The organism is Planococcus sp. A6 (assembly GCF_028823615.1).
In the GTDB taxonomy this organism is placed as follows: domain Bacteria; phylum Bacillota; class Bacilli; order Bacillales_A; family Planococcaceae; genus Planococcus.
Genome location: NZ_JAPEHT010000109.1, coordinates 1 through 11612, shown reverse-complemented (window position 1 = coordinate 11612; position 11612 = coordinate 1). Strand labels below are relative to the sequence as shown.

16 protein-coding genes are annotated in these 11612 nt (G+C 48.8%); 1 reads left to right on the top strand and 15 read right to left on the bottom strand.

The genetic code is table 11. From position 1 onward, the window contains the following. From ON064_RS14210 to ON064_RS14145, 14 genes are all read right to left on the bottom strand, one after another. A partial coding sequence (locus tag ON064_RS14210; protein WP_274625277.1) for a malate:quinone oxidoreductase occupies positions 1 to 728 on the bottom strand: 728 nt, incomplete at its 3' end. Positions 729 to 1040: 312 nt separating this feature from the next. Beyond that, positions 1041 to 1304 (bottom strand): hypothetical protein, encoded by a 264-nt coding sequence (locus ON064_RS14205; RefSeq protein ID WP_274625276.1) that lies wholly within the window; start codon positions 1302 to 1304, stop codon positions 1041 to 1043. Between the two features lie 92 nt (positions 1305 to 1396). Next, the gene (locus ON064_RS14200) at positions 1397 to 1960 is read right to left on the bottom strand and encodes a DNA-3-methyladenine glycosylase I (protein ID WP_274625275.1); all 564 of its coding nucleotides are present in this window, start codon (positions 1958 to 1960) and stop codon (positions 1397 to 1399) included. Between the two features lie 59 nt (positions 1961 to 2019). Beyond that, positions 2020 to 2220, bottom strand: coding sequence for a hypothetical protein (locus ON064_RS14195; RefSeq protein ID WP_121299280.1), 201 nt, complete (start codon positions 2218 to 2220; stop codon positions 2020 to 2022). Between the two features lie 39 nt (positions 2221 to 2259). Continuing rightward, a complete protein-coding gene (locus tag ON064_RS14190; protein ID WP_274625274.1) occupies positions 2260 to 2466 on the bottom strand; it encodes a hypothetical protein in 207 nt (68 codons plus the stop codon). Between the two features lie 189 nt (positions 2467 to 2655). Further along, positions 2656 to 2880, bottom strand: coding sequence for a hypothetical protein (locus ON064_RS14185; RefSeq protein WP_274625273.1), 225 nt, complete (start codon positions 2878 to 2880; stop codon positions 2656 to 2658). Positions 2881 to 2915: 35 nt separating this feature from the next. Next, complete coding sequence (locus ON064_RS14180; RefSeq protein WP_274625272.1) at positions 2916 to 3155, bottom strand: hypothetical protein; 240 nt, start codon at positions 3153 to 3155, stop codon at positions 2916 to 2918. Positions 3156 to 3296: 141 nt separating this feature from the next. Then, positions 3297 to 4598 carry an MATE family efflux transporter gene (locus ON064_RS14175; RefSeq protein ID WP_274625271.1) on the bottom strand — a complete coding sequence of 434 codons (1302 nt, stop codon included), beginning with the start codon at positions 4596 to 4598 and terminating at the stop codon, positions 3297 to 3299. A gap of 13 nt (positions 4599 to 4611) precedes the next feature. Then, entirely contained in the window at positions 4612 to 5376 is a 765-nt protein-coding gene (locus tag ON064_RS14170; protein WP_274625270.1) for an ABC transporter ATP-binding protein, read from the bottom strand. Then, positions 5358 to 6173, bottom strand: coding sequence for an ABC transporter ATP-binding protein (locus tag ON064_RS14165; RefSeq protein WP_274625269.1), 816 nt, complete (start codon positions 6171 to 6173; stop codon positions 5358 to 5360). Before ON064_RS14165 ends, ON064_RS14170 begins: the two co-directional genes overlap by 19 nt. Further along, the gene (gene nikC, locus ON064_RS14160; RefSeq protein WP_274625268.1) at positions 6170 to 7006 is read right to left on the bottom strand and encodes a nickel transporter permease; all 837 of its coding nucleotides are present in this window, start codon (positions 7004 to 7006) and stop codon (positions 6170 to 6172) included. Before nikC ends, ON064_RS14165 begins: the two co-directional genes overlap by 4 nt. Next, positions 7006 to 7950 (bottom strand): nickel ABC transporter permease, encoded by a 945-nt coding sequence (nikB, locus tag ON064_RS14155; protein ID WP_274625267.1) that lies wholly within the window; start codon positions 7948 to 7950, stop codon positions 7006 to 7008. Before nikB ends, nikC begins: the two co-directional genes overlap by 1 nt. Continuing rightward, positions 7951 to 9480, bottom strand: coding sequence for a nickel ABC transporter substrate-binding protein (gene nikA / locus ON064_RS14150; protein ID WP_274625266.1), 1530 nt, complete (start codon positions 9478 to 9480; stop codon positions 7951 to 7953). Between the two features lie 322 nt (positions 9481 to 9802). Further along, a complete protein-coding gene (locus ON064_RS14145; protein WP_274625265.1) occupies positions 9803 to 10147 on the bottom strand; it encodes a DUF6176 family protein in 345 nt (114 codons plus the stop codon). A 184-nt stretch (positions 10148 to 10331) separates the two neighbouring features. Between ON064_RS14145 and ON064_RS14140 the strand changes: the two genes are divergently transcribed. Continuing rightward, positions 10332 to 11264 (top strand): iron-hydroxamate ABC transporter substrate-binding protein, encoded by a 933-nt coding sequence (locus ON064_RS14140; protein ID WP_274625264.1) that lies wholly within the window; start codon positions 10332 to 10334, stop codon positions 11262 to 11264. Between the two features lie 68 nt (positions 11265 to 11332). Here the strand turns inward: ON064_RS14140 and ON064_RS14135 are convergent, their stop codons facing one another. Beyond that, the gene (locus ON064_RS14135) at positions 11333 to 11503 is read right to left on the bottom strand and encodes a Fe3+ hydroxamate ABC transporter substrate-binding protein (RefSeq protein ID WP_274625263.1); all 171 of its coding nucleotides are present in this window, start codon (positions 11501 to 11503) and stop codon (positions 11333 to 11335) included. Positions 11504 to 11612 lie beyond the last annotated feature (109 nt).

Below are 11612 nucleotides of genomic sequence, written 5' to 3'. Positions count from 1 at the left end.
CCGCCGATAAAGACGAACTTCGCTGTGTGTACATCGAGTTTGCCTGTCTCAAGGTTTTTAACTTTCAACAACCAGCGGCCATCTTTCATTTGTTTCAGATCCTGCACCATGTGGCGATAATGAACGTTTACGTCTTCTTTTACGAGACGGTCAAACAGCATGCGCGTCAAAGCACCGAAGTTAACGTCCGTGCCTGTATCGATTTTTGTCGCCGCAATTGGCTCGTTGTCTTGGCGGTTTGCCATGATCAACGGCATCCATTCTTTCAGCACTTCCGGGTCATCGGAAAATTCCATGCCTGTAAAGAGGGGGTTTTTAGCCATTGCGTCAAAACGTTTTTTCAGGAAACGGATATTGTCTTCGCCTTGCACCATGCTGATATGTGGAAGCGGGCGAATGAATTCTTCCGGGTTTTTCAACAATCCCGTTTTCACGAGATGGGACCAGAACTGGGCAGATACCTGGAATTGTTCGTTGACGTCGATGGCTTTGCTGATATCCATTGTGCCGTCAGGTTTTTCTTTTGTGTAATTCAATTCACAAAGGGCTGCGTGGCCAGTACCGGCGTTATTCCATTCGTTCGAACTTTCTTCACCAGGGCTCGACAATTTCTCGAACACGTTGATTTTCATATCTGGAGACAGTTCTTTCAAAAGAATCCCCAAAGTCGCACTCATAATACCGGCACCGATTAAGATTACATCTGTATCAGTTTCTCTATTGCTCATGTATACCTTCCTTTTCTACGCGAGTATTAGCGGCTTTTCGAGTCCGCCGCTTCCGTGTTAAATTCACCATCTATTGTATGCCTGTGTGACACAAAATTTCTACTACTAGCAGATAATTATAAACCATTTTGCGTAAGGATTAAAGAAAATACGCCTTTTGTGCAAAGCCTGAAGATGAAAAAGCGGAATACTGCCTCGAAAGCGTGGAATCGGGCTCTGAACGAGCAGTTTATTTTATTTCACAATGTACGCCCATACAAAAAGAGACCGTCATTTTGACAGTCTCTGCAAAGTTTTCCGGACAATTGAGTTTCACCAACTTGGCTTGGAAGCAAATTTCTTATATAGGGTAAGAAGGCACCAGAACAGCAAAGCCGTGGCGAGAAAACTGGCCACGTATTCGATCGGGGACGAGGGAACGGCATAGCCGAATGACACTTCCGATTGCAGCACATGCTCATTCGTCCATAATGCTTCAATGTTCGGTTGGTACAGCATCGTTTTCGCATATCCGACCGTAAATGTAATAACCCAATACAAAAGTGGACCATCATCGCTCCCGCTGCTGCCTGGCATATCAGCTTCATCCCGCTCACCCCTTTTCCATATTTTAGCATATAAATGGAAGTGCGCCTATATAGAATTCCAACTGTTCCCAATTTTTTAATTTATGTTCGGTTCGCGCTGTGGAATGGGCAGCTGATTATATGATCGTCGACCATTCCTACTGCCTGAAGAAACGAATAGCTCGTGACGGGGCCGACGAATTTAAAGCCGCGTTTTTTCAAATCTTTGCTGAGCTTTACCGATAATTCCGATTGGGCGGGAATCTGCCCGTCTGATTGCCATTCGTTGATCACCGCTTTGCCGCCCGTGAAACTCCATAGATATTCGGCGAAACTGGTGAATTCGGATTGAATCTCCTTCACCGCCCGTGCATTTGTGCGGACGGATTGGAGTTTGGCACCGTGTTTGATCACGCCGTATTGCTCCTTGATCTCAGCAAGTGCTTCATCCGTCAATGCGGCGCAATAGTCTATATCGAAGTTGTGAAAAGCCTCTTTGTAGCTATCGCGTTTTGACAGCACAATCTGCCAGGACAAGCCTGCTTGGGCGCCTTCCAAGCTCAGCATTTCAAATAAATAACGTTCATCGCGGCTTGGCCGGCACCATTCCTCGTCGTGATAGGCCTGCATCCGTTCGTCACCTTTCGGCCATTCGCATTGCGCCATTGGAGCACCTCTTCCTGTTTTTTATGATGAAAAAAGAAGCGGCAATCCTTCCCGCTTCTTTACCGATTATCGTCTTCCGGCGTTTCCCGTTCCTCTACTTTGACACTTTTTACAGGTGTTTGTTGATTCGGCACATCGTCCACTTTATTGGACTTGCTCTTTTTCAGCATCACGAGGATACTGCCGACCAAAAGCCCGGTAATGAGCAAAAAAAGGCCAAAGATGATGAGTGCCACTGTTATTCCACCAGGCATTTCCATTTCTGTTTCCCCCTTTCGCTATTGTTCCTTAGGTTCTTTTCATTGTTCATTCTCCAGCTTTTTAACGCGCAATTCCAGTGCCTTGATGCGCTTTTGCAAATCCGTTTCATCCGCCTGCAGCTTTTTGTTCTTGTTGGCCGATGACTTTACGGCAGCTACTACCAGCACGATCGCCAAAATGAAAAAGCCCAGGAGGAAGAACGTTGCAATGATATCGCCTATATTGAACATCATCATATTATCCACAATTCATATCCCCTTCCAATCTTGGTGTAAACTTCTACAAACCTCATGGAAAACCCTTTATCGCCGCATACAGTCAATATTGAGGGTTTCTTTCATAAATCCGCTTGAAATTAATACTCATTCAACTCAACAAAAAGCCGAAACCCTCACGACGAAGGGCTTCGGCTTTTGGGTTTTCAAGCGATACGTCTATCGCATCATTTCATTCACAAAATACAGCTGATAAACAACCGGCAGCAATAACGCGACGGCTAAACAAATCACGGCTGCGATTTTCGCTTGTTTGCTCACGCGCCCATCTTCCAATTTCAATTGCTCGAAAAACGTTAACGTAAAGTAAAAGCTGGCTACAAATAAAAGGGCTGAAACGATGCCCACCCAACTGCCCATTCCGAACATCCCCATATTCGACATCCCGCTCCCCCATTTCATATCTGATTAGGCCTTCATTATGCCGCCAAGAACAAGTTTTGCCAGGAGACAGTCAATAAAAGCAGCGAAATGACCACAAAAGCATAACCCCAGAATTCTTTTTGATTTTTCTCGATCCGTTCGAATCCTGCAACGAGCATGAACAATCCCGCGAGCAGCATGACGAGCGGCGTCAAAACCAATTTTTCGGTAAATAATGTATAGCTTCCTATTCCGATAACACTTAATTGAAGGATAATTCGAATTATTTTCAGCATCGCTATTCCCCATTTTTACGGAACTGCTCCAATGCGTATTGGCGCATCCAGGCAGTCTATAAATTCCCATTTTTTTCATCCTATCATTTTTAAGGAATCAAAGGAATATGAAGATGGAAATTTATTGAAATGAAAAACAGCTCAAGCCGAAAAATGCCGATTCAACTTCGGAATATACATGGAGAGGAAAATCGAACGGCCCGCACTAAACGCAATGAACGCTAGCCATAAGCCGTGGTTGCCGAACAGGGGGACGGCGAGAAAATAGACGGCCAAAAACAGCAGCAACGCCATCATCATCGACTTCCGGACAGGCGCTGTTTCGGTGGCTCCCGTGAAAATGCCGTAAAAAATGATGCCGATGCTTGTGGAAATCGGAAACAGCAATAGCCACATGCTGTAATCAGACGCAATGGTGATGACTTCCGGGATTCCGGTAAACAGACGGATGACCGGGCCGCTGAACAGCCAATACACAGCCGTCAAAAACAGCGCAGTGATCAGCGCCCATTGGCTGGCCAAAGCGAGCGTGCGTTTATACAAGCCCTCGTCCTTCGACCCGACCGCTTTGCCGGATAAAATGCTCGAAGCGTTCGAGAAGCCGTCGAAAAAATACGCCATCAAATAATGGATTTGGATCAGCACGGCATTGGCAGCCAATGTCTCGGTGCCAAACGACGCACTTTTGTATGTAAAGATATTGAACACAGCGAGCAAGCAGACGGTCCGGATAAACAGATCCTGATTGACGGCGATCATCTTTTTCAAAGCCGCGCCTTCGAAAATCTGCTGGAGCGGCAATAGCTTCAGCGTGAATTGCGTCCTTTTCATGAGGAAATAAATGCCCAAAACCATGGCGCTCACTTCGGCGATCAAAGTGGCCGATGCGACCCCAGTGACGCCCCAAGCGAACCCTGTCACGAACAGCAAATCGAGCGCGATATTCAATAAGTTCATGGCGATTTGGATCGTTACCGCAAGCCGGATGCGCGACATGCCCATCAGCCAGCCGAGAATGACGTAATTGATGAACGTCACCGGCACGCCCCACACGCGGATATGGAAATAATCCAGCGCCAAGGCTTCTACGTCCTGAGCCGGATTGAGCAAGGCCATCGCCGCTGTCGCAATCGGGTTTTGGAGAATCAGGAAAACGAGCCCGATTAACAGCGCAATGAAAAACGGCCGGATAAACGACAGCGTCTCCTGCAGCTCATCCCGCGCGCCGAGTGCTTGTGCGGCAAAGCCTGACGTGCTGACGCGCAAAAAGCCGAACAGCCAGTACATCGTATTGAAAATTACGGTTCCGATCGCGACGCCCCCGAGATAAGCGGGGTCCGGCAACTGCCCGACGACCGCTGTATCCACGGCCCCGAGCAAAGGCGTCGTCACGGTTGAAAAGGTTAAAGGCAATGCAAGCGCCAAATATTTTTTATGATTCATGGTGCACTCCTGTTCAGTCGAATAAAGAAACCAATTGTTTTGTATAAGGATGGCGTTCATGTGCAAACAAATCGCCTTTTTCGAAACGATCGACGATTTGCCCTTCTTTCATGACCAGTATTTTTTGGCTCAATGCCTGAATGGCCAGCAGATCATGGGAAATGAATAAATAAGATAAGTCCAATGCGTCGCGGAGATGATCCAGCAACTTCAAAATCGACATTTGCGTCAGGACGTCCAAGCTCGAAGTCGGTTCATCCAACACCACAAGCGCCGGCTCCAGGCTGATAGCGCGTGCAATCGAGATGCGCTGCTTCTGGCCGCCGCTCAGTTCATGTGGGTAGCGCGATAACAGGTCCGGAGAAAGTTCCACCGCTTCCATCAATTGGCGCGCCATCTCTTCTTCACTGCCATGCTGAAAGTGGGTCAAAGACACCTGCGCCCCGTACTGGCGAAACGGCTCCATCAATGAATGGCGGATCTTCAACTTCGGGTTCAGCGAAGAAGCCGGATTTTGCATGACGGTTTGCAGCTGGCGCCGGTACGGTCGGATGTCCCGTTCGGTTTTATTATGCAATGGCGTGCCTTCAAACAAAATCTCCCCTTGGTCAAGCCCCTCCAACTGCAAAATACAGCGGGCGAGGGTGCTTTTGCCGCATCCGCTTTCGCCGACAATCCCGAGACATTCCTTCCGGTCAAGCGAGAAGTTGATGTCTTTTAGTACCGGAATGCCCGGCTGGTAAGACTTCTGAACATCGTTCAATTGCAGTAAACGCATGATGTGTCGTCCCCCTTCAACAGCTGGGATGCCGCGGATAAGCTTGGTGATGCCGTCATCAGCGAACGGGTGTAAGCATGCTGCGGCTGGTCAAGAACGCTTTGCTTATCGCCCTTCTCGACGACTGCCCCTTCTTTCATCACAATGATTTGGTCGGCGTATTTTCGCACATGCCGTAGATCGTGGGTGATGAACAGCATCGCACAGCCGGTTTCCTGCTGCAGGTCCGCGAGCAAACGAAGCACTTTGAAAGCCGAAATGCTGTCGAGTGCCGCTGTCGGTTCGTCTGCAATGACCAGGTCCGGCTTTGTCAAAAGCGCCAAAGCAATCGAACTGCGTTGAAGCTGCCCGCCGCTCAATTGAAACGGGTAGCGCGTATACATCTCGGGCTGCAAGCCGACCGACTCGAGCGTTTGTTCCGCCATTTCCCGGCGCTGTGCTTTCGACAGCTTGAAATGGGCTTTTAAAAATTCATCAAAATGGCGGCCGATTGTATGAAACGGCGTAAAAGAACCTTGATAGTCCTGAAAGATATAGGAAATGGAAGTACCGCGCAAGCGGCGCATTTCTTTTGCGCCAAACCGCAGCATATCTTTTCCGTTATAAAGCGCTTTGCCCCGGGCTTTCAAATTCGGTGCGAGCAAACGGCCGATTGCGGAGGCGGTGACGCTTTTGCCACTGCCGCTTTGTCCGATGATGGCGAGCCATTCGCCTTTTTGGATATCAAAGGAAATGCCCTTAACAAGTGGGACCTCTCCGGCCTGGACCGTTAAATTTTGTACAGAGAGCAACGTCATTCTGCCACTTCCTTTTTCACGTCAAATTTATCGCGTAAATAATCGCCAAGCAAATTAGAGAACAAGACGACCGTCACAATGGCGAGTCCGGGATAAATCATCAAGGCCGGAACCGTCTGGAAATACGGTCGTGCTTCATTGAGCATCGCGCCCCATTCCGGTGCGGGCGGCTGTGCGCCGAGCCCGATGTACGACAAGGAAGAAATCAATAAAATGATTTTCCCCAAATCCAGGCTGGCGAGCACCAAAATATGGCCAATCAAATGGGGAAACAAATGCTTCCACATGATGCGCCATTCGCTCAAGCCGTTGATTTTGGCCATGGTGATGTAATCTTTCTGGCGTTCCGCAACGACCGTGCTGCGGGCAAGGCGTGCGTAATTCACCCATTTGACCAAAATGATCGCAAGCAGCAGGTTCTCGATGCCTGCACCGAACAAGCCGCTCAACACAATGGCGACGACTGTATCCGGAAACGCCAAAAACGCATCCGCCACCCTCATCAGCAAGCGATCGACAAGGCCGCCCTTGAATCCAGCAATGACGCCAATCGGAACTCCGATAGCGACCGCCAACAACAGCGCCAAAAAGCCATAGCCGACCGTCAATTGGAACCCGAGCAGGATGCGCGTTAGCATATCACGCCCCAAATGATCGGTACCAAAAGGATGCTGCCAGCTCATCGGGAGCAAGCGCTCATTCAAATCAACAAACGACGGATCATGCTTCAATATCAGAAACGCGTAAACCGCAACCGAAGCAATGAGGATCAGAATAGCCGATAAAAACACCTTGGTGGCACGCGCTTTATTTACAGTAAGCCGGCTTGTCATCACACTCTCCCCTTTCCTTTTAAGCGCAGTTGCGGATTCAAATAACGATACGATAGATCGACGATGCTATTGATCACAAATACCAGGATGGCCATAACAAAAATATAGCCTTGGATCATCGGATAATCCCTGCCGCGAATGGCATCAACGACCATCTTGCCGATTCCGGGATAGGCGAAAATCACTTCAATGACAACGACTCCACCGATCAAGCTGCCCAGACTGACACCAAATACCGTGATCACCGGAGGCAAACTCGCACGCAGCACATGGCTGAAGAAAATCCGCGGCTCTGAAATTCCGCGGGCGCGCGCAGCTCGGATATTTTCCTGGTTCAAGGAATCAATCAAGCTCGAGCGCAATAGCCGGACATAGACGCTTGAAATCGCGAGACCCAACGTAATAGAAGGAAGGACGGCAGAATGCAAGCCGTCCCTCCCCATTGTCGGCAGCCATCCTAGGCGGACGCCGAGCAGATCAATCAGTATAAGGCCCAGCCAGAAACTTGGAACGGCTGCACCGAGCAACGACAAACCGCGGCTCACTTGGTCGATCCAGCTGCCTCTGTAAAGCGCAGCGAGTGACCCGAGCGGCAAAGCGACCAGCACCATGACGAACAGACCGCCAAGCGTCAATTCCACAGTTGCCGGAACGCCGCTCCACAACATATCCATGACGGGCTGGTTGGAAATATAGGAGTTCCCGAAATCCAAGCGGGCAAAATCCACCAGCCACTCGCCGTACTGGACGAGCAACGGCTCGTTAAACCCCATGTCCGCTCGCAATTGCTCCACTTGTTCAGCCGATACAGATAAATCATCGACACGCAGGATCGACAGCACCGGGTCTCCCGGAGCCATGCGCGCGAATAGGAAACTAACGAACGTGATCAATAATAGAAAGACCGCAACTTCGGCTAAGCGGCGAGTAATGATGCGAATCACTTACTCCACATCCAATTCGTTCGTCAGCATATAGTATTCGCTTCTCGTCGTCGTCCAATTTTTCACTTTGTCGGAATTATAAGCAACAAGCGTATTTGGATGCAGCACAAACGAGTTGTACATCTGCTCATCGACGTAGCTGGCGATTTCTTCTGCGATGTCCGAACGCTGTTCCTGTCCGACGACCTGGTTCAATTCATCGATCATCGCCGTCAGTTTGTCATCGTCTGCACCGCTGAAATTGAGTGCACCATCCGGATGATAAGTCGCGTTCAAATAATACCCCGCATCCCCGCGCGGCGCCGTTAAGTTGCTGTAAGTCGTCAAATCCCAGTCTCGGTTGGCGGCCATATGCTCTTCAGGGATTTCGATTTGTTCAATCACCACTTCAATGCCCAGCTGGCCGGCATCTGATTGGAACACTTGTGCAATCAAGGGCAGATCGGCGCGTGCGCTATACGTCAATAGCGTCCAGGTAAAAGGTTCCCCGTCTTTTTGCATCACACCTTCCTGTTCGGTATAGCCTGCCTGCTCCAAAAGTTTTCGTGCTTCATCGATTCCACGCTTTTTTTCAGGATAATCCGGTGCAAAAGAGAAAGAAGACGGGAACGGCCCTGTTGCCACTTCCGCATGGCCGCTCAAAATCGTCTCAGCAATCATGTCCCGGTCGATCAATGCATCGATCGCTTGGCGGACATGAACATCTTTCAAGGACTCGCGCTGCAAGTTCATGGTCATCTGATGGACGCGGAATGTCGAAGTCGACTCGACCGTTACCCCGTCGATTGCCTCCAATTGTTCGACCGTTTCCACTTCAGGACGGAACACGATGTCCGCGCCTTTTGATTCAAGTGCAAGCGAACGGGCATTGGCATCTTCGTTAAATGAAAATCTCGCTTTTTCCAGTTTGGCAGCGCCGTCCCAGTAATCTTCGAAGCGCACCAAGTCTACTGCAGTACCCGGTGTGAACGAAGCGACCGCGAACGGCCCGGTCCCAATTGGTTTATTGATAAAATCGGTTTCGCTGATATCGATGATCGAGGTATTCGGATGCACCAGTTCAGAAGGGAATTCCGGAAACGGCATCGTCGTTTTGATGGTCAATTTCGGCCCCTCGACAGCAATCGACTCGATGCGCAACGCATTCTTAATGGCGATATTATCGGACATGGCGCGTTCCAAGGAAGCTTTCACCGCTTCGCCGTCCATCGGCTTGCCGTTTTGAAACTTCACGTCTTCGCGCAGCTTGAATGTCCAATTCTGGCCATCCTCACTCGACCAACTCTCTGCCAGCCACGGTTCGATCTCCAAAGTTTCGTCGTTCAAATAAACCAAAGTCTCGGCAATCCCAGCACGTAATGGCACATAGCTCGTGTCGACATGGGGATCGAGTGAATTGGTCGCGAAATTAAATAATAAATTCACTTCTTTGGCTGCATCTTCCCCGCCCTCCGCTGATGAATCCGAACAGGCGGACAATACTAGCGCCAAAGCAGCCAATGCTGCGAGCAGAATCAATAGTTTCTTCATAAAATCTTCTCCTTTTTGAATGATGTCGGTAAAACCAGCAAACTTTTCTCACGCAAGTCGAGCATAGCCAATTCTTAAAAAGTAATTATTACGATTTATAAAACCGAAAAAAATTTAGCCCCTTGTCCAGATGGCTAAAGATGTTCTATGTAATGAAAAGTTCCTGATAAAGGCTTTTGGCAATACGAATCGAACACAAAGAGTAAACATTACGATTTAAATCATATACCTTAGTTTTTCATTGCGCAAGCACAATTTGGACTGGATATTATTTTTCATAAAAAAAGAGCCTGGCTTCTATTTCAGCCCGCTCTTGTCTTTATTACTTCATCTGGCTCCGGATATGGCGGGGAATCATGACCGCTTCGACCGATAAATCGACGGCTTCAAAATCAGGATCGATGCATTCTTGCCAGTATGCCATGTGTTTTTCGTCGATCCAATGCGTTGAGGTTTCCACCGCCTGCCCGCCTTCCCCCTGCACCGAATACCAATACAAATACTCAGCCCCGTACAGTGTTTCCCGGAAAATCGTCTCGACGTACATCTTCTCTCCTTCTAAGGTAACGAGAACTTCTTCCATGTGATTGTTCAAGAACTTCAGCCATTCGTCCACCACTTCTGACTTTCCTTTTTTCACGCGAAACCGTGTCAACTCAACATCCATTCGAATCACTTCCTTTAAAAATTTTCAACATTTCACAATCTGGCAGAAAACAACAAGCTTGGCGAAATTCTCTTCCGTAAGTTTATTGACAATACACGAGCAGAGAAGTAGGATTAAACCAGAATCTAATTGAAAATGATTATCATTATTGATTGATCATTCTCGACCAAAGGAGAAGAAGAACTTGAAAAAATCAGGATTATTGTTCGTGATTTTACTGCTATTGGCTGTACTTGCAGCTTGCGGCTCTGCCGAATCGTCAGAAGAGACGGGCGCTACAGAACCGGAACAGGATGCAGCAGCGGAAACATTTACATACGAATCGGAAACAGGTCCCGTTGAAGTGCCGACAGACCCACAGCGCATCATCGCCTTGACGAATGGGCCGAATGTCTTGGCGCTTGAAGGCAATATCGTCGGCATCGACGAATGGACCAATGCCAACCCGCTTTTTGAAGACAGGCTGTCCGATGTGGAAATCGTCACGGAAGACAATCTGGAAAAAATCATCGAATTGGATCCGGACCTTATCATCGCAGGCACACATATGAAAAATCTCGACAAGATGAGCGAAATTGCACCGACCGTTGCCTTCACATGGGGCAAACTCGATTATTTGGATCAGCAAGTGGAAATCGGTAAATTGCTCAATAAAGAACAGGAAGCGAAAGATTGGGTCGCTGATTTCCAAAGCCGCGCACAAGCTGCCGGTGAAGAAATCCGCACTAAAATCGGGGAAGACGCCACTGTTTCGGTCATCGAAAGCGGCAATAAGGAATTCTATGTATTCGGTGATAATTACGCACGCGGCACTGAAATCCTCTATCAGGAAATGGGCTTGAACATGCCTGAAAAAGTCGGGGAACTGGCACTTGAAGCGGGCGTACATACCTTCTCGCTCGAAGTATTGCCTGATTTCGCAGGAGATTACGTCGTCCTCAGCAAAAACCCGGATGTCGACAACTCATTCATGGAAACCGATGTCTGGAACAACATCCCTGCTGTAAGCGAAGAGCGCGTCATTGAAATCAATACGAAAGCTTCGACGTACAGCGACCCGATCACCCTGGACCATCTGCTTGGCATCTTTGAAGAAGGATTCCTTGCCGAGAATTAGGTCATTTGAAAGCCCCCGTCCGAACGGCCTTCCACACCCCCCGGAAGCCGTTCGGACGGGGGCTTTCGTTATTTTTTGCTTTTCGAGCACACATCGCACGTAAACTGGGCCTCCAGTTTTAAGTACGCTTTGACTTCCGCGAACCCTTTGCGCTTCGGATAGCGCATCTGGAGCTCCACTAATTCACCGCCCTCAATTTCCCTGCCGCACACTTGGCATTTCGGTGGTTCATTGAACATCGTCATCCCTCCCACTCGATCGTTATTGTTTCAAGCGTTCCGATAAGCCTTGGTCGTCCGTGTAAGTGAACTTGCCGATCTTGCCTTCTTGGACGGTTGAAAACAACAC